This is a genomic window from Bradyrhizobium sp. S3.7.6 (genome assembly GCF_054061875.1).
The window spans coordinates 56,771-75,993 of record NZ_JBSSEQ010000001.1 but is presented as its reverse complement, the minus strand read 5'-3'; the positions used below and the strand labels follow the sequence as shown (position 1 = coordinate 75,993).

Annotated in this window: 17 protein-coding genes and 1 pseudogene; 10 read left to right on the top strand and 8 right to left on the bottom strand. The window is 65.1% G+C overall.

Going from position 1 to position 19,223, the window contains the following annotated elements; all coding sequences use genetic code 11:
- Complete coding sequence (locus ACVJ5M_RS00355; RefSeq protein WP_063985821.1) at window positions 1-477, top strand: PaaI family thioesterase; 477 nt, start codon at window positions 1-3, stop codon at window positions 475-477.
- A gap of 98 nt (window positions 478-575) precedes the next feature.
- Window positions 576-1,235, top strand: a complete 660-nt coding sequence (locus tag ACVJ5M_RS00350) for a DsbA family protein (protein WP_063985820.1) — start codon at window positions 576-578, stop codon at window positions 1,233-1,235.
- Between the two features lie 78 nt (window positions 1,236-1,313).
- Here ACVJ5M_RS00350 and ACVJ5M_RS00345 read toward each other — a convergent pair whose 3' ends face one another.
- The 3 genes from ACVJ5M_RS00345 to ACVJ5M_RS00335 all read right to left on the bottom strand — a co-directional run bounded on the left by ACVJ5M_RS00345 (window position 1,314) and on the right by ACVJ5M_RS00335 (window position 3,679).
- Window positions 1,314-1,520 (bottom strand): hypothetical protein, encoded by a 207-nt coding sequence (locus ACVJ5M_RS00345; protein WP_028159206.1) that lies wholly within the window; start codon window positions 1,518-1,520, stop codon window positions 1,314-1,316.
- Between the two features lie 82 nt (window positions 1,521-1,602).
- Window positions 1,603-2,673, bottom strand: coding sequence for a carboxylesterase family protein (locus ACVJ5M_RS00340; RefSeq protein ID WP_063985819.1), 1,071 nt, complete (start codon window positions 2,671-2,673; stop codon window positions 1,603-1,605).
- A gap of 34 nt (window positions 2,674-2,707) precedes the next feature.
- The gene (locus tag ACVJ5M_RS00335) at window positions 2,708-3,679 is read right to left on the bottom strand and encodes a S1C family serine protease (RefSeq protein ID WP_063985818.1); all 972 of its coding nucleotides are present in this window, start codon (window positions 3,677-3,679) and stop codon (window positions 2,708-2,710) included.
- A gap of 284 nt (window positions 3,680-3,963) precedes the next feature.
- On the opposite strand from ACVJ5M_RS00335, the gene ACVJ5M_RS00330 reads away from it, so the two are divergent.
- The 6 genes from ACVJ5M_RS00330 to ACVJ5M_RS00305 all read left to right on the top strand — a co-directional run bounded on the left by ACVJ5M_RS00330 (window position 3,964) and on the right by ACVJ5M_RS00305 (window position 11,265).
- Window positions 3,964-5,382 carry a M20 family metallopeptidase gene (locus ACVJ5M_RS00330; protein WP_063986732.1) on the top strand — a complete coding sequence of 473 codons (1,419 nt, stop codon included), beginning with the start codon at window positions 3,964-3,966 and terminating at the stop codon, window positions 5,380-5,382.
- 260 nt (window positions 5,383-5,642) lie between these two features.
- A complete protein-coding gene (locus ACVJ5M_RS00325) occupies window positions 5,643-7,433 on the top strand; it encodes a peptide ABC transporter substrate-binding protein (protein ID WP_063985817.1) in 1,791 nt (596 codons plus the stop codon).
- A 29-nt stretch (window positions 7,434-7,462) separates the two neighbouring features.
- The gene (locus ACVJ5M_RS00320) at window positions 7,463-8,422 is read left to right on the top strand and encodes an ABC transporter permease (protein WP_063985816.1); all 960 of its coding nucleotides are present in this window, start codon (window positions 7,463-7,465) and stop codon (window positions 8,420-8,422) included.
- A complete protein-coding gene (locus ACVJ5M_RS00315) occupies window positions 8,388-9,305 on the top strand; it encodes an ABC transporter permease (RefSeq protein WP_014491615.1) in 918 nt (305 codons plus the stop codon). Before ACVJ5M_RS00320 ends, ACVJ5M_RS00315 begins: the two co-directional genes overlap by 35 nt.
- The gene (locus ACVJ5M_RS00310) at window positions 9,305-10,300 is read left to right on the top strand and encodes an ABC transporter ATP-binding protein (RefSeq protein ID WP_014491616.1); all 996 of its coding nucleotides are present in this window, start codon (window positions 9,305-9,307) and stop codon (window positions 10,298-10,300) included. Before ACVJ5M_RS00315 ends, ACVJ5M_RS00310 begins: the two co-directional genes overlap by 1 nt.
- On the top strand, window positions 10,297-11,265 hold the full coding sequence (locus tag ACVJ5M_RS00305) for an ABC transporter ATP-binding protein (RefSeq protein ID WP_063985815.1): 969 nt from the start codon (window positions 10,297-10,299) through the stop codon (window positions 11,263-11,265). Before ACVJ5M_RS00310 ends, ACVJ5M_RS00305 begins: the two co-directional genes overlap by 4 nt.
- A gap of 24 nt (window positions 11,266-11,289) precedes the next feature.
- Here ACVJ5M_RS00305 and ACVJ5M_RS00300 read toward each other — a convergent pair.
- The 4 genes and pseudogenes from ACVJ5M_RS00300 to ACVJ5M_RS00285 all read right to left on the bottom strand — a co-directional run bounded on the left by ACVJ5M_RS00300 (window position 11,290) and on the right by ACVJ5M_RS00285 (window position 15,604).
- Window positions 11,290-11,942, bottom strand: a pseudogene (locus ACVJ5M_RS00300) (HAD family hydrolase).
- Window positions 11,943-12,043: 101 nt separating this feature from the next.
- Complete coding sequence (locus ACVJ5M_RS00295; RefSeq protein ID WP_063985813.1) at window positions 12,044-13,069, bottom strand: helix-turn-helix domain-containing protein; 1,026 nt, start codon at window positions 13,067-13,069, stop codon at window positions 12,044-12,046.
- 229 nt (window positions 13,070-13,298) lie between these two features.
- Window positions 13,299-15,203 carry a sensor domain-containing diguanylate cyclase gene (locus tag ACVJ5M_RS00290; protein WP_354096121.1) on the bottom strand — a complete coding sequence of 635 codons (1,905 nt, stop codon included), beginning with the start codon at window positions 15,201-15,203 and terminating at the stop codon, window positions 13,299-13,301.
- 179 nt (window positions 15,204-15,382) lie between these two features.
- Window positions 15,383-15,604, bottom strand: coding sequence for a dodecin (locus ACVJ5M_RS00285; RefSeq protein ID WP_063985811.1), 222 nt, complete (start codon window positions 15,602-15,604; stop codon window positions 15,383-15,385).
- A gap of 146 nt (window positions 15,605-15,750) precedes the next feature.
- Between ACVJ5M_RS00285 and ACVJ5M_RS00280 the strand changes: the two genes are divergently transcribed.
- Window positions 15,751-16,632: a DMT family transporter gene (locus ACVJ5M_RS00280; protein WP_063985810.1), complete on the top strand. Its 882-nt coding sequence runs from the start codon at window positions 15,751-15,753 to the stop codon at window positions 16,630-16,632.
- A gap of 5 nt (window positions 16,633-16,637) precedes the next feature.
- Here the strand turns inward: ACVJ5M_RS00280 and ACVJ5M_RS00275 are convergent, their stop codons facing one another.
- Complete coding sequence (locus ACVJ5M_RS00275) at window positions 16,638-17,885, bottom strand: glycosyltransferase family 87 protein (protein WP_063985809.1); 1,248 nt, start codon at window positions 17,883-17,885, stop codon at window positions 16,638-16,640.
- A gap of 334 nt (window positions 17,886-18,219) precedes the next feature.
- Here ACVJ5M_RS00275 and ACVJ5M_RS00270 point away from each other — a divergent pair, with 334 nt between their 5' ends.
- Window positions 18,220-19,221 carry a glycoside hydrolase family 16 protein gene (locus ACVJ5M_RS00270; RefSeq protein ID WP_063985808.1) on the top strand — a complete coding sequence of 334 codons (1,002 nt, stop codon included), beginning with the start codon at window positions 18,220-18,222 and terminating at the stop codon, window positions 19,219-19,221.
- The last annotated feature ends 2 nt before the right edge of the window (window positions 19,222-19,223 follow it).

The following is a 19,223-nucleotide window of genomic DNA, read 5'->3' as shown; positions in this document are numbered from 1 at the left end:
ATGGCCGCGTTCGAGCCGAAAAATCCGGGCTATCGCGCTGCCGCCATTGCCATGTTCGACGGCCAGCCGGCGATGCGCACGCTCGGCATCGTGATCGTCCGCCTCGCGCCGGGCGAGGTCGAATTGGCAATGCTGCATTCGGCGGCCTTCACGCAGCAGAACGGTTTTATCCATGCCGGCATCATCACGGCAGGCCTCGATAATGCCTGCGGTGTCGCCGCCTTCACCCTGATGCCGCGCGAGGCCGACATCCTGACCGTCGAGTTCAAGACCACGCTGCTGGCACCCGCCCGCGGCACTCGCTTCGTCTTCAAGGCCGAGGTGGTCAAGCCCGGCCGGACGCTGACCTTCTGCGAGGCGAGGGCCTTTGCCGAGCACGAGGGCAACACCACGCTGATCGCCACCATGACCGGGACGCTGATGGCGATGCTGCCCCGCGCGGCGGCTTCGCCAGCGCCGGCGGCGATCCGCGCATAGCATGGCGATGACATCGCGCCCGCAACGCTCTATATGACGCGTAACAGTTCCCGGTCGCGAACCGTATTTGCAGCGATGGGACCGAAACGGGACGAGATATGGCTGGATTCAGGAACAAGGGCCTCGTGGCGACGCGGCGTGCGGCGCTGACGCTGATCGGGGCGGGTGCCCTTGCGGCAGGTCGGATCACCTCTGCGCGCGCGGCCGCCGCCGATGACGAGGTGCTGACCGAAGCCAAGGTGCTGCGCGACCCCGATGTTCCCGTCGCCGGTAATCCCGACGGCAACATCAGCATCATCGAATGGTCCGACTACAACTGTCCCTATTGCCGCAAGCTCGAGCCGGAGCTGCGCCAGGTGGTCCAGGACGATGGCAAGGTCAGGCTGGTGATGAAGGATTGGCCGATCCTCGGGCCGGTCTCGGTCACCGCGGCGCGGATCGCGCTCGCGGCAAAATTCCAAGACAAGTACCATCAGGCGCATGACGCCATGATGGGTGTCAGCTCGCGCCTGACAGAGCCGCGCATCAACGAGCTGCTCGCGGCCGCCGACGTCGACATGGACCGCCTGAAGCGCGATCTCACCGACCGCGCCAATGACATCGACGCCGTCCTCAAGCGCAACAACGAGCAGGCCGAAGCCTTCGGCTTCAGCGGTACCCCCTCCTTCATCGTCGGCAAGTATCGCGTGCCGGGCGTGCTCAGCATGACCGAGTTCGAGCAGGTCATCGCCGATGCCCGCAAGGCCAAGATGAACTGACGCGACCGGATCGATCGCCGTCAACACAAAGGCGCCGCCGCGGACCCGCGACGGCGCCTTGTTCGTGATACGGCGTCGTTACTTCGACGAGATGCGGACCCAGTCCTTGTGCGCGCGATCGCGCAGCGCATCCCAGTCGGCCTTGGCGACGTCCCAGTTCACGATGGTGCGATTGGTCGTCGCGACCTCGCCATTGGCGACCGACGACGTCTGCATGGAGTCATAGACGTATACGCCGCAACCGAGCAGTAGCGCGCCCAAAATCATTCCGAAAAACGTCTGCATCTGCGAACCTCCGGTGACGGGCGATAACGTCGGCCCGGAGTGATGGTTCCGCGGCAGTACGGCGCAGATAAGGACGACCCGTTCATCCGCGGTTCAGCCACTCCAGCAGCTCTGCGTTGATCTCGCGCGGATAGGTGTGGCTGAGGTCGTCGATCTCGCGATAGGTGACATCGGCGCCGGCGGCGGAGAGGGCCGCCTGCGTCTGGCGCGCGGTCTGTACCGGAAACATCCAGTCGAGCTTGCCGTGGGTGATGAAGATTGGCAGTCCCTGCAGGCGCACGGCGTCCGCCATCTCCGCCATCAGCGGATGGAAGGTCGCCGACACCGGCGCGAGATGCGTGAAGGGCGAGGCGCCGTCGAGCCCGGTGACGTAGCAGAAGGTGCCGCCGTCACTCATGCCGGTCAGCAGCAGGCGCGAGCCGTCGATGGTCCAGCGGCTGCGCACCGTATCGAGAATGCGCATGAGGTTCGGCGTGTCGCTATCGTCGCCCATCAGCGCCCATGTCGGGCCGGTCGCGGTTGGCGCCACCAGGATCGCGCCAAGGCAGCGAGCATCGCGCAGCCAGCTCCAGAGAAAGCCGCGGCCGTTGCCGCTGCCGCCATGCAGCGCCATCACCAGCGGCATGGCGCGCTCCGGCGAGTAATATTCTGGCACATAGACCGAGAAGCCGCCGCGGCTGCCGGGCTCGTTGTGGTCGTGGAAGATGCCGGCGTGTTCGCCCGCGCCGGCTTCCAGCCGCGCCAGCAGATCGTCATTCTCGCGATTGGCGGCGTTGAGGAAGAAGCTGCTCACCGGCGGGAACTGGGTCGACAGCGGATACAGCGCCTCCTGTGCACGAGGCAGATGGCGCAGCGCGCGGAAGACCGCGACGAGATCGCCATTGCCGCGCTCGACCTCGCGTATGGCGGCAAAGGCGGCGATCGTCTCGTTGCAGGCGCGGTCGAGCCGCTCGCGCAGCCCCGTGAACTGCTCGGGCCAGGCACCAATCGCAGCGTGCGCCGCCTGCAGCGCCGCGTCGGGCGCGCCGATCGCATTCATCACCGAGGCAAAGGCCGGCGGATGCAGATTCCGGGTGAAGAAGCCGAGTGCTTCCAGCGCGTTGAGCAACGGCGGCAGCACGGTCACGATGTCGTCAACGACGGCCTCGGTCATCGCCGCTTCCTTGCCTGATGTCGGTTCGATCTCGTCAGTGGAGCTTCGGCGCCTTCAAGAGCTTGAAGCGGTCGGTCGACGTCACCGTGACGTCGAAGGTGACACCTTCATGATGCACGGTGAGCGGCACGTCGACGCCGGCGGCGCCGAGCGCCCACATCTTTTTGTAGAAGGCGGTCTGGCTCGTCACCTCCTCGCCGTCCACTGCAAGGATGACATCGCCGGTCTTCAGCTCCGCGCGCGCGGCCGGGCCGTTGGTGGAGATCCCGATCACCACCAGGCGGTTGTCGATTTCGGTCGAATAGAGCCCGAGCCAGGGGCGCGACGGCTTATTGACGCGGCCGAATTTGCGCAGATCGTCGAGCACCGGCTTCAACAGGTCGATCGGCACGATCATGTTGACGTGCTCGGCCTTGCCTTCGCGTTCGCGCTCGAGCTGCAGCGAGCCGATGCCGATCAGCTCCCCGCGCTCGTTGAGCAGCGCCGTGCCGCCCCAGTTCGGATGCGCGGGATAGGTGAACACGGCCTCGTCCAGCAGATATTCCCAGTAGCCGGCGAATTCCTGCTTGGCCACGATCTGGCTCGCGACCGAGCGCGTGCGCCCGCCGGCGCCGCCGACCACGACGCGGTCGCCGACCCTTGTTTTCGCCGAGTTGCCGAGCGGCAAGGGTTCGACGTCGAGCTGACCGAGCGCCTGCACGAGGCCGAAGCCGGTGACGGAATCGAAACCGAGCGCATGCCCCTCGACGACGCGCCCGTCGGCGAGATGCAGCCACACCGATTCCGCCTCGGTAATGAGATAGCCGATGGTCAGCACCAGCCCGTTGTCGATCACGACGCCGTTGCCGGCGCGTTCGGTGCCCAGCGTTTCGGCACTGAAGGCATCGGGCGGGATGATGGCGTGCAGGCCGACGACGGACGCGAGCGAACGGTCCAGATCGAAACCGTAATCGCTCGCGCGCGGCTGATTGGCCGGCGGCACTCTCCATTCGGTCAGGGCGGGCATGGAGTTCTCCTGGCTGAGAGCATTGCTCCGCCTTGGCCGGCGGAACGACGCGCGAAGCACTCATAATTTAGGCTGGAGGAGGCCGTCTTGAAAGCCTCGTTCCCAACTATTCCGGAGATCGCCGCGTGAAATCTTCGACAGGCACAGGACGCCCGCACAGGTGGCAAGCGGCCGCGCGATCCAGCACCGGCCGCATGGCTGCTGTCCCGCGACGTGCTAGGCGGGGTGCAATGAAGCTGCTAACCATTGCCGCTTCGTTTGACCAAGAGATCACGGACCGAAGCATGGATAATCGCAGCGACATCTGGCGTGGCGTCGACACGATCAAGGCGCGTTTCATCGACCTCAGCGACAGGGTCTGGGGCATGCCCGAGGTGTGCTACACCGAGGCGCGGTCCGCCGCCGAGCATCTCGCCGAGCTGCGCCACCAGGGTTTCCGTATCACCGAGAACGTCGCGGGCATCCCGACCGCGGTAATGGGCGAGTGGGGTGAGGGCGGTCCGGTCATTGCCTTCATGGGTGAATATGACGCGTTGCCGGGCCTCAGCCAGGAGGCCGGCGTCGCCGAGCACCGTCCGGTCGAGACCGGCGGCCACGGCCACGGTTGCGGCCACAATCTGCTTGGTTCCGCGGCGCTGCTCGCCGCGACCGCGATGAAGGACTGGCTCGCCGAGAACAAGGTGCCCGGCCGCGTGCGCTATTACGGCTGCCCGGCGGAAGAGGGCGGCGCAGCCAAGGCCTTCATGGTGCGCTCGGGCGCGTTTGAAGACGCCGACATCGCCATCACCTGGCATCCGCACAGCTTCTGGGAAGTCGCGGTGACGCCGTCGCTTGCCAACACGCGCGCGGATTTCATCTTCACCGGCCGCACCTCGCATGCGGCGGCCTCGCCGCATCTCGGCCGCTCTGCGCTCGACGCAGTAGAGCTGATGAATGTCGGCGTGAACTACATGCGCGAGCACATGCCGAGCGACGCGCGCGTGCATTACGCCCTGCTCGACACCGGCGGCATCGCCCCCAACGTGGTGCAGGCGCATGCGCGCGTGCGCTATTCGATCCGCGCCCGCGATCTGCCCGGCATGAACGAGCTGGTCGGACGCGTCAGCAAGATCGCGGAAGGCGCGGCATTGATGACCGAGACCAAGGTCGAGATGAAGATCATCTCCGCGGTCTCCAACATCCTGCCGAACACGCCGCTGGAGCAGGCGCTGCACCGGGTGATGGAAGAGCTGGGGCCGCCGCATTTCGACGACGCCGACAAGGGCTTTGCCAGCCAGATCCGCGCCACGCTGACCGACAAGGACATCGCGTCGGTCTATTACGCGATCGGCATGGAGCCGACTGATCGGCCGCTGGCCGACTTCCTGGTGCCGCTCGATGCCAAGCGCAACCCGCTGGTCGGCTCGACCGACGTCGGCGACGTGAGCTGGGTGGTGCCGACCGTGCAGGTTCACGCACCCACGGTTGCAATCGGCACGCCGTTCCACACCTGGCAGGTGGTGGCGCAGGGCAAGAGCGGACACGCTCATAAGGCAATGGTGCAGGCGGCGAAGGCGATGGCCGGGATCGGCATCAAGGCGTTGACGGATCCGGAGCTGATTAAGGCCGCGAAAGCGGACTTGCAGAAGCGGACCGCCAAGACACCTTATGTCTGCCCGCTGCCGGACCACGTCGCGCCGCCGCTGACCATGTCCGTGGCGTAGAATTTCGCCTCGATACTTCGTCTGATGCCGCGAACAAATTTTCCGCAGTGCAACGTGGATTCCGGCGCGATTTAGCGCCGGATTGCCGAACGCTTGGGCTGCGGAACAGAGTTTTGCCCAACAGACAGCCAGAACACCGTTTGCATACACATGGTCGCAGTTGACGCGCGGCCTATTCGGTGTGCCATCTACCGCCAGCAAAACCCGGCGGCCGCGGTGCGGCTGCCTGCATCCATACGGGAACCAGACGGGGGACAACCATGCTGGATAAAGAACTGCGTTCGATGATCGGTGACGTGAAGGACGGCCGGATGGACCGCCGTGCCTTCATCATGCGTATGGCCGCGGTCGGCCTCACCGCACCCCTCGCCAACCAGATCCTCGCGCTCGGCGGCGTCGCCATGGCGGAAGGTGCCCAGACCTACAAGCCGACCAAGCGCGGCGGCGGCGGTGCGCTGAAGCTGCTGTGGTGGCAGGGGCCGACCCTGCTCAATCCGCATTTCGCCACCGGCACCAAGGACCAGGACGGCGCGCGCCTGTTCTACGAGCCCCTCGCTTGTTGGGATCCCGACGGCAACATGAAGCTGGTTCTGGCGGCCGAAATTCCCTCGATCGAGAACGGCGGCCTCGCCGCCGACGGCAAGTCGGTGACCTGGAAGCTCAAACCAGGCGTCAAATGGCATGACGGCAAGCCGTTCACCGCCGATGACGTCGTGTTCAACTGGGAATACGCCAGGGATCCCGCGACCTCCGCCCTGACCATCGCGACGCTCCGCGACATCACGGTCGAGAAGGTGAATGACCTCACGGTTCGCATCCTCTTTAACAAGCCGACGCCGTTCTGGGCCGACGCCTTTGTCGGGGCTCCCAACACCATCATCCCCAAACATTTGTTCGCCGACTACAAGGGGTCCAAATCGCGGGAAGCGCCCACCAACCTCTCGCCGGTCGGCACTGGCCCCTACAAGTTCGTCGAGTTCAAGCCGGGCGATCTCGTCCGCGGCCAGCTCAATCCCGATTACCACATGCCGAACCGGCCTTATTTCGACACGGTCGAGATGAAGGGCGGCGGCGACGCCGTCTCTGCGGCGCGCGCGGTGATCCAGACCGGCGAATATGATTTCGGATGGAACATCCAGGTCGAGGACGACGTGCTGCTGCGCCTCGAAAAGGGCGGCAAGGGCAAGACCGTTTATGCCGTGGGCGGGGACACCGAATTCATCGCGCTCAACTTCACCGATCCGAACACCGAGGTCGATGGCGAGCGCTCCTCGATGAAGACCAAGCATCCGCTGTTCTCCGATCCGGCGGTACGCAAGGCGCTGTCGATGCTGGTCGACCGCGAGTCCATCAAGAAGGCGATCTACGGCCGCGCCGGCCGCACCACCGCCAACTTCCTCAACGGTCCCGAGAAGTTCGTCTCCAAGAACACGACCTGGGAATTCAGCATCGAGAAGGCCTCGAAGCTGCTCGACGACGCCGGCTGGAAGCCCGGCGCGGATGGCATCCGCGAGAAGGACGGCAAGAAGCTGAAGCTTCTGTACCAGACCTCGATCAACGGACCGCGTCAGAAGACCCAGGCGATCGTCAAGCAGGCCTGTCAGAAGGCCGGCATCGACGTCGAGCTGAAGTCGGTGGTGGCGTCCGTGTTCTTCTCCTCCGATGTCGCCAACCCCGACACCTACGCGCATTTCTACGCCGATCTCCAGATGTTCCAGATCCCGCTGAGCCAGCCGGATCCGTCTCAGCATATGCGCCGCTATCTGTCGACCAACGTCGCCACGAAGGAGAACAAGTGGCAGGGCACGAACTTCCCGCGCTGGGTCAACAAGGACTATGACGCAGCGATCGAAGCAGCCGAAGGCGAAATGGATCCGGTCAAGCGCGCGGCGCATTATATCAAGGCCAACGATCTCATGTTCCAGGACACCGTGTTCATCCCGGCGCAGCATCGCCTAAAGGTGGAAGCGGCGGCCAACAATCTGCGTCCTATCATCAGCGGCTGGGCCAACGAAACCGACAATCTGCACGATTGGTATCGCGAGGAATGATCCCCCAGCTCTAGACGGGGTCTTTCCCTATGAGTCAGTACGTCCTGCGTCGCCTCCTGATCGCGATTCCGAGTCTTCTCGGAATCTCGGTCGTGCTGTTCGTCGTGCTGGCGCTTGCGCCAGGCGATCCGTTCTCGGAACTGGCGACGAACCCGAACGTCCCGCCCGAGGTGCAGGCCGCACTTCGGGCCAAGTTCGGCCTCGACGATCCGATCCACCTCCGTTACCTGCACTGGCTCAACGCCATGCTGCACGGTGACTGGGGTTTCTCCTTCGTCAGCCGGATGAACGTCGACACGCTGATCCTCCAGCGTTTGCCGGCGACGCTCTACGTGATCGGTTCGGCGCAGATCCTGGCGCTCCTGATCGCGATCCCGGTCGGGGTCTATGCGGCGACAAAGCCCTATTCGCTGTTCGACCAGATCGCCAATACGCTCGCCTTCGTCGGCTTCTCGCTGCCGACCTTCTTCACCGGCATCCTGTTCATCCTTATCTTCTCGGTCACGCTGGACTGGCTGCCTTTCGTCTATACGACCGACATCAAGGGCACCGGCATCCATTGGGTGCTGGAGATGATCCGGCAGGCGATCATGCCGGTGGCGGTGCTCGGTCTGTTTCAGGCGGCGTCGATGACGCGTTTCGTTCGCTCGGCGATGCTCGACGTGATCCGGCTCGACTATGTCACCACGGCGCGCGCCAAGGGGCTTGGGCAGGCCACGGTCATCGTCAAGCACGTCATGCGCAACGCCATGATCCCGGTCGTCACCCTGATTGCGTTGCAGATGCCGGCCGTGTTCGGCGGCGCCATCGTCACCGAGCAGATCTTCCGCATCCCCGGCATCGGCTCGCTGCTGATCTCCTCCATCCTTTCCAACGACACGCCGGTGGTGATGGCCGTTACCTTCGTCTTCGCGTGCCTCGTCGTGCTGTTCAATCTCATCGCGGACGTCCTTTATGGCTGGCTTGACCCTCGCATCTCCCTCCGCTGAGCGGCGCGTCTACTCGCCCTGGCGCGAGATGTGGCGGCGCTACAGCCGCCACAAGCTCGCCGTGGTCAGTGCGTTTCTGCTCCTCATTCTGATCCTGGCGGTGGTGGCCGGCCCCTTCGTCTGGCGGGTCAAGATCGACGACATCGATATCGTGGCGGGCATGCAGGGGCCGTCGCTTGCCCATCCGTTCGGCACCGACGATCTCGGGCAGGACATCCTGGCCCGCATGATCTATGGCGGCCGCATCTCGCTCGCGGTCGGCCTTGCCGCGATGCTGGTGTCCGTCTTTATCGGTGTCCTGATCGGCGCGCTCGCCGGCATGTCGCGCGGCGCGCTCGGTCACGGCCTGATGTGGCTCACCGATCTCTTCCTGTCCCTGCCGCAACTGCCGCTGCTGCTGCTGCTGATCTATCTCTTCCGCGACGGGCTGAAGCAGATGTTTGGTCCCGAGGGCGGCATCTTCATCCTGATCGTGCTCGTGATCGGCGGCTTGCGCTGGATGCCGGTCGCGCGGCTGGTGCGCGCGCAGTTCCTGTCGATCCGCGAGAAGGAGTTCGTCGAGGCCGCCCGTGCGCTCGGCGCAAGTCCGGTGCGCCAGGTGGTGCGGCACATCCTGCCCAATGCGCTCGGTCCCGTGATCATTGCCGGCACCATCGACGTGGCTGCCGCCATCATCGCGGAATCGACGCTGTCCTTCCTCGGCCTCGGCTTTCCGCCGGATACGCCAACCTGGGGCCGGCTCTTGTACGACGCCAAGGATTTCCTCGACATCGGCCCGCACTGGGCGCTGTTTCCGGGCGGCGCGATCTTCATCGCGGTGGTCGCCATCAACTTCATCGGCGACGGCCTGCGTGACGCGCTCGATGCGCGACGGGTGATCTGATGGCGCCGCTGCTGGAAATCAAAGGGCTGAAAACCCACTTCTCGACCGACGACGGCATCCTGCAGGCCGTCGACGGTGTCGACATCTCCATCAACAAGGGCGAGACGCTCTGTGTCGTCGGCGAATCCGGCTGCGGCAAGACCGTGACCGCGATGTCGATCCTGAAGCTGATCGCCATGCCGCCGGGCCGCATCGCGGCGGGCCAGATCATCTTCGAGGGCCGCGATCTCGTGCCGCTGACGAGCCGTCAACTCGACGAGATCAGGGCCAAGGAGATCGGCTTCATCTTCCAGGAGCCGATGACCTCGCTCAATCCGGTGCTAACCATCGGCGAGCAGATCGCCGAGAGCCTGCGCCGCCATGAAGCGGTGACGAAGAAGCAGGCGCTCGAGCGCACCATCGAGATGCTGAAGCTGGTGCAGATCCCCAACGCCGAGGGACGCGTGCACAATTATCCGCACCAGTTCTCAGGCGGCATGCGCCAGCGCGTGATGATCGCGATGGCGCTTGCCTGCAGGCCGAAGCTGATCATCGCCGACGAGCCCACCACCGCGCTCGACGTCACCATCCAGGCGCAGATCCTCGACCTCTTGCAGGACATGAAGGAGCGCTTCGGCATGGCGGTGATGCTGATCACCCACGCCATGGGCGTCGTCGCCGAGACCGCGCAGCGCGTCGTCGTGATGTATGCCGGCAAGGTGGTGGAGGAAGCGCTCGTCGACGACCTCTTCGGCAATCCCGGCCATCCCTACACCCAGGGGCTGATCCGCTCGATCCCGCGCATCGATCTCGACAGCGAGCACAAGACAAGGCTCGAAGCGATCGGCGGCTCGGTGCCGATCCTGATCAATCCGCCGGTCGGTTGCCGCTTCGCCCCGCGCTGCAAGTTTGCCATGAACGTCTGCACCGAGAAGGAGCCGCTGCTGCGCGAGATCGCGCCCGGCCATCGCATGGCCTGTCACCTCGGAGATACGCAGTTGGGAGGCACGGCATGACCGAGCCCTTGCTCCGCGTCAGCGGCCTGAAGAAATATTTCCCCGTGCACGGCGGCCTGTTGTCGCGCCAGGTCGGCAGCGTCTATGCGGTCGACGGGGTCTCGTTCTCGGTCAACCGCGGCGAGACGCTCGGCCTCGTCGGCGAATCCGGCTGCGGCAAGTCCACCACCGGCCGCTGCGTGCTGCGCCTGATCGAGCCGACCGACGGCGAGGTCGTGTTCGACGGCCAGGACGTGCGCCAGCTCAGCGGCAATGATTTGCGCGCGATGCGGCGGAACATGCAGCTGGTGTTCCAGGATCCGTTCGCCTCGCTCAATCCGCGCATGACGGTCGGCGCCATCCTCGGTGAGGCCCTGATCATCCATAAGCTCGGGTCGTCGGCCAAGGAGCGCGAGGAGCGCGTCGCCAGCCTGCTCGTGAAGGTCGGCCTCAAGGCCGAGCACATGCGCCGCTACCCGCACGAATTCTCGGGCGGCCAACGCCAGCGCATCGTGATCGCGCGGGCGCTCGCGGTCGAGCCGAAGCTGATCGTCTGCGACGAGCCGGTGTCCGCGCTCGACGTCTCGATCCAGGCGCAGGTGATCAATCTGCTGGAGGATCTCCAGGCCGAGCTGAACCTCACCTATCTGTTCGTCGCGCACGACCTGTCGGTGGTCGAGCACATCTCCGACCGCGTCGCCGTGATGTATCTCGGCCGGATCGTCGAGCTGGCGAAAGCGAGCGATCTCTACCGCAATCCGCAGCATCCCTACACCAGGGCGCTGTTGTCGGCGGTGCCGGTGCCCGATCCCAAGCTCAAGCGTGAACGCATTCGCCTCAAGGGCGACGTGCCAAGCCCGATGAAGCCGCCATCCGGCTGCCACTTCCACACCCGCTGCCCGATCGCCCAGCCGCGCTGCGCGGAAAGCGCGCCCGTACTGAGGGAAGGGGCGGGCGGCCATTTTGTGGCGTGCCATCTCGCCTGACGTCGCGCGAGGCGGTGCGCCCGTTCATCCGTCCCTGAGCAGGCCGTGGGCCGAAAGGGCCTGCCGGAAAGCCTCCACCGACGTGTGATGATGCGCGAAGAGGCCCGCTTCCCGCGCGCCGGCGACATTTGCCGCGAGGTCGTCGACGAACAGAACGGTCTGCGGCGTCGTCTGTAGCTCCGACAGGCAGAGGCGATAGCAGCGCGGGTCCGGCTTGGCGGCCTTGAAACCGGGCCGACGTGTAGATGCGGGAGCCGAACAGCGGACGCAATTCCGGCAGCAGCGCGTCGATATGGTCGGCGACCAGCGTGGTATTGTTGGTCAGGACGGCAACATCGATGGTCTCATGCAGGCGGCGCGCAATCTCCAGCATCGCGCGATCGGCCTTCATCGAACGGCGGCGCGCCTCCACCCACTCATCGAGCGAGAGGGGATAGCCGATGCGCTCGCCAAATCCCCGCAAATAGTCGGCGGCATCGAGCGTGCCGGAGTCGCCGAGAAGCTCGAATCCGCTCTCCCAGATCGCCTTGTAGACGAACTCACTGGTGGTCCCCGCAAGCTCCGCCAGAAACGCGACGCGCCTTCCTCTGTCGTATTCGCAGAGGACATTGTCCATATCAAAGAGGACAAGCTTGATCTCGTCAGGCACGGGAACGCTCCCGGCCGGACCGAAACATCCGGCCGTGCTCAAAGTCATATCCCACTGGAGCGCGGGCGACAAATCCGGGCGCCAAGGCCGAACGTTGCGATACTGGTGTCGAGCGTCGCAGCTTCATGGCTACGAGGTGCGGCGGCGGGCCAGTTGATGCAGCACCGTGTCGATGGTCGGGACCGCACCAGTCTCGCGGAGCCAATTGTCGGCCAGCTCCCTCAGTTCGCCCGGCGTCAAGCCGAACTTGCGGCGGAATGCGCGAATGAAGGTGGAATCGCTGCTGAAGCGCATGCCGACGGCGAGGTCGATCAGCCGCGTGTCCTCCGCGGACGGCGATATCAGCTGGCGGAAAGCGAGATTGAGCCGCTGCTCCCTCACATAGTGCGAGAGCCCGCCATCCGCCTCAAACAGCCGATAGAGGGTCGCGCGCGAGATCTGGAAGTGGCGGCACAACTCGTCTGCGGTGAGCGCGTCGGTCTCGAGATTGTCCGCGATGCGGCGCTTGATCATCGCAAGATAAAGATGCCGCTCGGCGCGTTCGACTCCGGCTGCAATGTCGGCGGTCCCGCCGGCGGCCGCGGCAACGATGTCGGCGATCGCTTCGATCGTGGCCTCGGCGCTGCCGGCCTCAGGCTCGGGTGGCAGCGTAAGCGCCGCGTAATGGCTGGCAAGCAGGCGCGTATGAGGATGGTTTGACGGCAGCAAGGTTGCCGTGGCCGAATCCGGATGAGCAAGCCGTGGTGCCAGCATGGCGCGTTGCAGGATGATCGCCATCAGACGGGTACGACTGCCGCCGCCGCGCAACACCGTCCGGTTCGGCTGCGCCATGTCGATCAGGCAGATGGCGCCAGGCCCCATCGTCACCTCGCGCCGGCCGGAGCTGAACCGCATCTCGCCTTCGACACACAAGGTGATCTGAAAGTGATCCATCGCACCGCGGGCGACGTGTGCAGGCGTCCGGTCGTATTCCTGATCGGTCGCGCGCGTATCGACCAGCAACGCATTGCGGGTCATCATCGTCACGGTGGTGACATGGAAGTTGTCCTCCGTGGTGAGCGGAACGACATCGCAGATGTCGGCCGTCATGGCGCGCAACTGTCTCAGCGCGTCCACCCCGCGCCCCGGGATGTCCGCCGGCATGGTCTCGTTCACGGCCGTCTCGTCTGCATTGCCCCACGATGAGGCCGTACCGCATGGACCCGATCGAAGAAGTCCGGCGGCCCCCCAACATCGCCTCGGGATGTAGCCATTCAGAAATCGGTGCGCAAGCGATGGTGGGCAGGAATTGGCGCGCGCCGATGTGCCGCATGTGCACGCCGCGCTACCCTCGCTTGCCTGCTACGCAGGAAAGGGCGGCGTTCGCTACGCCTGGCAGAATTCGTCACGCGCTCTTCGCGGGCCAGGGCACGACCTGTCCCGACATCACCATACGGTCACGGCCGCTGTCCTTGGCGGCGTAGAGCGCGCGGTCGGCGCCGGCGACCAGCGTGTTGCAGTCCAGCGCGGTCTGAGATGGAAGGCTTGTCGCAGCGCCGATGCTTGCCGTAACCAGCCGGGAGGGCGGATTCTGCGCATGCAGCATGGCGAGGTCGTGCAGTGCCTCGCGAATCCCTTCGCCGACTTCGGCGCAACCATCCGGGCCGGTGTTCGGCAACAGAACGGCGAATTCCTCGCCGCCGTAGCGCGCCGCGAGGTCAGCCGGGCGCCTGGCCTGAGCGGACAGGATCCGGCCGAGTGCGCGCAGGCATCCGTCGCCCGCCTGATGTCCGTAATGATCGTTGAATTTCTTGAACTGATCGACGTCGATCAACAGGAGCGAGATCTGCGTGCCGTCGCGCCGGGCGCGTGCCCATTCCTCCGCGAGGCGTTCGTCGAACGCGCGGCGGTTGGCAAGGCCGGTCAGGCCATCGGTGGTCGCGAGCGATGCCAGTTTGTCCTGCAAGTCCTTCTGCTCGGTCATGTCGCGCACGACCGCGACGACACCGTCGACTTCGCCGCTGTCGGAGGCTCGGGTCACGTGCAAGGCCGCCTCGGCCCAGATATCGCCCTTGTCGCGATGGCGCTGGCGATAGACGAACCGCGCTTCCTCGGCCTCGCCGTTCTTCAGCGCTGCGATGGCCTGCTCGACCCGCTCCATGTCGTCCGCGTGGATACCGGCCACCGCTGACGTGCCGAGCAGCTCCTCGGGAGACCAGCCGATGATGCGCACGCACGAGGGCGAGACGTAGAGCAGCCGGTTATCCAGCCCGATCCGGGATACCATGTCGCTGGATTGCTCGGCGAGCAGGCGGAAATGGGCTTCATTCGCGACCAGGGCCTGCGCCATTCGCTGCCGCTGCCAGAGCTGGCGGACCAGGTAGAAGCCGATCACCGCGATCAGCGCGACGAGGCCGAGCACGAAGACCGTGCGTACGGCTGCCGCGCGCCGCCAGGGCGCCAGCACGTCGTCCTGCGACTTGCTCGCCAGCACCATCAGCGGATAGCGGTTGCTGCGCTGATAGTAGCTCAGCCGCTGCACGCCATCGAGCGGCGACTTGAAATAGTAGACCGCAGCCGCCGGGCGACTTTTCCATTCCCTGAACAGCGGCGCATTGGAGAGGTCGCGCCCGATGAAGGCGCCGCTCTCGTCGTGGCTGCGCGCCAGCATGATACCGGCGTCGTTGAGCAGCGATGCCGAGCCGTTCGACCCGACGTCGAAGCGCTCGTAGAATTTCGCGAAATAGGCGACGTCGATCGTTAGCAGCGCGACGCCGGCAAAGCTGCCGTCGGGGTGGTTGATCCGGCGTGACGCGGTGATGATCCACTGGCCGCCGGCGCGGCTCTTGATGGGCCGGCCGATCAGCGTGTCCTTCGCCCGGGAATCACGGTGCTGCCGGAAATATTCGCGATCGCTGTTGTTGAGCTTGGCGAAGTCGAGATGCTCGGTCGTAGCAAGCCATCGGCCGGTCTCGTCATAGACGAAGATGCCGCGGATGCGGTCCGATGATTTGCGGGTCGGCAGGTAAGTCTGGAGCTTCGCGATCGTGTCCGGGCCGGTTCCGTCGAGTTCGAGGCGATGGACCAGTCCGACCAGGATCGTATCGGCAAGCTCGAACGTGTCGTCCGCGTGCTGGACCAGGGAATGCGCGAGGTTGGCGACGTCGATCTCGGCGTTCCTGAGATCGGCGTTGTGCGTTTCCCATTCGCGCCAGACGCTCAAGCCGAGGATCGCCACGCAGATCAGCACGACGAATCCCGCCGCCCAGAGCGGAAGGCGCGTCTTGCCGAGCTCGCGGGCCGTGACCATCGGCTTGCTCCAAATCGGAGCAAACCTCTCACTTTGGTCTTAACGGCCTGTTGCAACTTCCGCGATGATTTTGCGCGTCCGTAGTCAGCCAGAGGAGATCGTCGATATTTTGATCGACTCTCATCGTCGGATGTTAACCACGCCGCCGCGGCAGGATGTTTCGCGCGGCGTCTGTCGCGTCAGTCCATCAGCGTGAAGCCGACGCGCAGCGTCACCTGGTAGTGGCGGACGGCGCCATTCTCGATGTGACCGCGTGTCTGCACCACCTCGAACCATTTCATTTCGCGAACGGTCTTGGCGGCGCGGCTGATCGCATTCTTGATCGCATCCTCGATGGAGGTTTCGGATGATCCGACCAGCTCCAGGATCTTGTAGACGTGATCCGTCTCGGCTGTGGGCATGGTACGTCTCCCTCGTTTGCGCTGCGGCACCACCGCCACCCGCTCCCATTTGAACGGGTACCGGCGTTCCCGGTTCCATCGTCCGCCATGGCCCGCATGCGCCAGCCGAGGTGGAGTGCGCCGCACCCGCCTGCTAAGCGCTGTCCATGGATTCGGCGCGGCGCGACAGGACGATCGGCTCTCTCTGCCTCGGTGTGACCGCGTTCGGCTGGGCGCTGAACTGGCCATTGATGAAGCTGCTGCTCCAGCAATGGCCGCCGCTGTTCGCGCGCGGGCTGGCCGGCGTCTGCGCCTCGCTCATTCTCGGTGTGCTGGTACTGAGCCGGAAGGAATCCTTCGCCGTTCCGCGCGAGGCGATTCCGCGGCTGTTGTTTGCGACCCTCACCAACGTCCTTGCCTGGATGGGGCTCGGCACGGTCGCGATGAAATATGTGACCGTGAGCGAGGGGGCTCTGCTCGCCTATACGATGCCGATCTGGGCCATGCTGTTCGCCTGGCCGGTGCTGGGTACGCGGCCGACCATGCGGGATATTTTGGGTCTCGTCCTCGGCGTCGCCGGCGTCGCGCTGCTCCTCGGCGGCCATGGCTTTGCGTTCGGCGCCGACAAGCTGCTCGGCATCGCGCTCGCACTGCTCTGCGCCATCCTGTTCGCGCTCGGCAATGTCCTCAACCGGAAACCGCTGCCGATGCCGCCGCTCGTGGTCGTCGCCTGGCAGGTTGGGCTCGGCTGCGCCACGATGCTGATCCTCGGCATCCTGTTCGAGCATCCCGACATCACCGCGATCACCCCGCTGGGACTCGGCTGCTTCGTCTATATGACGCTGGTGCCGATGGGCGTCTGTTACGTCACCTGGTTCGAGACGCTGCGCCGCCTGCCGCCGACCTCGGCTTCGACCGGCATGCTGATCGTTCCCGTGATCGGCGTCGTCTCCGCCGCGATCATCCTGGGCGAGCCGCTGGGCCTGCGCGAATGGGCGGCGATGGCGCTCACGCTCGGCGGCGTGACGCTGGCATTGCAGCGGACGTAGAGGCTTTATTCCGCGGCCTGCGACAGGATGGGCGCCGGCTGCGTCCCGCGCCACAGCAGCCGCAGCAGCAGGACCAGGAGCGCCATCAGGGCGAAGCCACCCAGAGCGGGCGCGAAATGTTGGTCGGGATCGGCCTTCTGCCCGAATTGCACCGCGAGCCGCCCCGACTGCAACAGCCCATAGGCTCCGGCGAACAGGATCAGCCCGTATATGACGCTCCGCTCGCGCGGGCTTGCCATCCTGGCGAGATCGGGCAGCATCAGGGCCAGACCGATCCCGACCATCGGCAGATCGTAATCATACGCATAGGGGCTGATCATCACGGATACCATCACGGCGGCACCGAGCGTGAAGGCCGGTGAAGCGCCCCGCGCCGCACCGAGAAGGACGGCGAACAAGGCCAGCCCGGCAACTGCCGTCTGTCCCCAGAAGGCGGCGCTTGCGGGAAGGCCGGCCTTGTACAGCGCCGCATAGGTCGAGATCATGCGGAAGAGTGGGTAGAAGCCCTGCTCGAGATAGCCCGCCGATTCCCTGATCGCTCCGAGCCACGCGAGCCAGATCTGCCACCCGAAGAGGAGCGTGCAGAGCAGTGAGCTCGCCAATACGACGGCCGCGGCCGTTCCGAGCGCAATCCAGCGCCGCGTCACCAGCAGATAGACGCCGGCGGCAATCGCCAGGTGCGGCTTGATTACCATGGCGCCGAGCGCGAGGCCGGCCAACAGCTGCCGCCGCTCCACGTTGAGGCAGACCAGCCCGATCAGCGCCCCCGTCAGAAAGCCGTTCTGCCCGCAGCCGATGGTGATCGCCATCGCCGGAAACAGGATCACCAGCACCTGCGCGAAATTCCGGCCGGCGATCGCCCGGAGCGTCACGAGATAGAGTGCAAGCGTCGCGGCGGTGAAGAGGAGATAGCCGACGCCGACCGGCAGGAATGCGAACGGCGCGAGCAAGAGGTCGTATTGCGGCGGATAGGTCCAGGGCATGAAGCCGGTGGCGCCGCCGGCTGCCTCCATCTGCATCTTCAGCAGGGCATCGAAATGATAGACCTGGTCGAGATCGCCGCGCCAGACATGCTGCGCTACGATGTGGAAGGCATCGAAGTCGGAGAGCTCGCGATCCGTCCAGCCGCCGAAGCGTGCGAACCAGAAGGCCTTGAAGACGGCGATCGACGCTAGCGCCGCCAGCACGAAGCGGACATAGGTAGTCCGCTTCGATGGCGAGGACTGAACCGCTTCCAGCGTCTCGGCAAACATGAGCGACGACCTTGGACCTGATGGATCGGCGGTTGGACGGGCAGGGCCGCGGATCCCGGCCAAACTGCCATCGGAGGCTTAAGGGACGGTAACGAATGCGGAAGGATTTGGCGCCGGCGCCTCTCTGGCGGAGCCGGGGCGCGCGGAACTGGCCCGGTTAACCGCCGATCTTGCGCCCGGGATGACGCGATTTCCGGGCGAACCTGGATGCGATGTCGAGATGACCTTTTCGAAATCGCCCGCCCGCACAGATGGCCGTGCTTGCCCGCTCGAAGACAGGCGAGCTAACCTGCGCATATCCTGCCAAATTTTCTGCCAAGTTCGATGTGCGGTGATGATCGACAGTTGGACGAAGGGCGCTCTGGTTGCGATCGGCCTGTCTGCCGTGCCCGCGCCGGGCGTCGCGCAGGACGATCTCGATGCTGCGCCCGGCACGATGACGCTGCAAGTGACCACCGATCCCTCCATGATCGAGTGCCGCAAGCTTGAGACGGCCAATCCCGCCTTGCGCGCCTTCCTGCCGCTGCGCCGGACTTTCAACGATGACTTTGACGAGCATCCGCTTGCGACCGGTCGCTGGGTGCCGCATTACGCCGGCGGTGCGGCGTGGCCGGAAGCGCGCTATTGGGGCGGTGACGGCTCCGACTTCAAGCGCAAGACCAGCGCCAATGGCGAGCAGCAGATCTATGTCGATCCGCGCTATTCGGGGCGTGCGGGGACGCCGCTTGGGTTAGATCCGTTCAAGGTGAAGGACGGCGTGCTCTCGATCGTCGCCAGCCGCACGCCGCCGGAACTGAAGTCCGTTCTGTTCAACAACGAGTACATCTCGGGAATCCTGACCACGCAGGGCACGTTCGCGCAGAAGCACGGCTATTTCGAAATCCGCGCCAAGGTGCCGGTCGGCCATGCGGTCTGGCCGGCGTTCTGGATGCTGGCGGACGACGGCGGCTGGCCGCCGGAGGTCGACGTGCTGGAAGGCCGCGGCGAGCGGCCCGGCGATCTCGTGATGACGACGCATTGGCGGATTCCGTCGACCCAGAAGATCCAGTCCTGCGGCTTCGACTATGCGGTCGGCGATGCCTCCAGCATGTTCCACAATTACGGTGTGCTGTGGGAGGAGGATCGCCTGGTCTATTTCATCGACCGCAAGCCGGTCTCCGACATCAAGGTGCCGATCGGCTTCGATGATCCCATGTACATGATCGTCAATCTTGCGATCGGATCGAAATTCTTTCTCGGCGTCGGTCCGGTTGATGCGGAATCGCCGCCCACGGTCGCATTCGAGATCGACCGGATCTCCGCCTATCAGATCGACATGGAGCAAGCTCGGAGATAGCG

Coding starts and splice junctions, on each gene's coding strand:
- ACVJ5M_RS00330 (WP_063986732.1), top strand. CDS start 3,964: ATGGATAATCGCAGCGACATCTGGCGTGGCGTCGACACGATCAAGGCG.
- ACVJ5M_RS00350 (WP_063985820.1), top strand. CDS start 576: ATGGCTGGATTCAGGAACAAGGGCCTCGTGGCGACGCGGCGTGCGGCG.
- ACVJ5M_RS00325 (WP_063985817.1), top strand. CDS start 5,643: ATGCTGGATAAAGAACTGCGTTCGATGATCGGTGACGTGAAGGACGGC.
- ACVJ5M_RS00285 (WP_063985811.1), bottom strand. CDS start 15,604: ATGCCCACAGCCGAGACGGATCACGTCTACAAGATCCTGGAGCTGGTC.
- ACVJ5M_RS00310 (WP_014491616.1), top strand. CDS start 9,305: ATGGCGCCGCTGCTGGAAATCAAAGGGCTGAAAACCCACTTCTCGACC.
- ACVJ5M_RS00290 (WP_354096121.1), bottom strand. CDS start 15,203: ATGGTCACGGCCCGCGAGCTCGGCAAGACGCGCCTTCCGCTCTGGGCG.
- ACVJ5M_RS00315 (WP_014491615.1), top strand. CDS start 8,388: ATGGCTGGCTTGACCCTCGCATCTCCCTCCGCTGAGCGGCGCGTCTAC.
- ACVJ5M_RS00305 (WP_063985815.1), top strand. CDS start 10,297: ATGACCGAGCCCTTGCTCCGCGTCAGCGGCCTGAAGAAATATTTCCCC.
- ACVJ5M_RS00320 (WP_063985816.1), top strand. CDS start 7,463: ATGAGTCAGTACGTCCTGCGTCGCCTCCTGATCGCGATTCCGAGTCTT.
- ACVJ5M_RS00355 (WP_063985821.1), top strand. CDS start 1: ATGGCCGCGTTCGAGCCGAAAAATCCGGGCTATCGCGCTGCCGCCATT.
- ACVJ5M_RS00345 (WP_028159206.1), bottom strand. CDS start 1,520: ATGCAGACGTTTTTCGGAATGATTTTGGGCGCGCTACTGCTCGGTTGC.
- ACVJ5M_RS00275 (WP_063985809.1), bottom strand. CDS start 17,885: ATGTTTGCCGAGACGCTGGAAGCGGTTCAGTCCTCGCCATCGAAGCGG.
- ACVJ5M_RS00280 (WP_063985810.1), top strand. CDS start 15,751: ATGGATTCGGCGCGGCGCGACAGGACGATCGGCTCTCTCTGCCTCGGT.
- ACVJ5M_RS00335 (WP_063985818.1), bottom strand. CDS start 3,679: ATGCCCGCCCTGACCGAATGGAGAGTGCCGCCGGCCAATCAGCCGCGC.
- ACVJ5M_RS00340 (WP_063985819.1), bottom strand. CDS start 2,673: ATGACCGAGGCCGTCGTTGACGACATCGTGACCGTGCTGCCGCCGTTG.
- ACVJ5M_RS00270 (WP_063985808.1), top strand. CDS start 18,220: ATGATCGACAGTTGGACGAAGGGCGCTCTGGTTGCGATCGGCCTGTCT.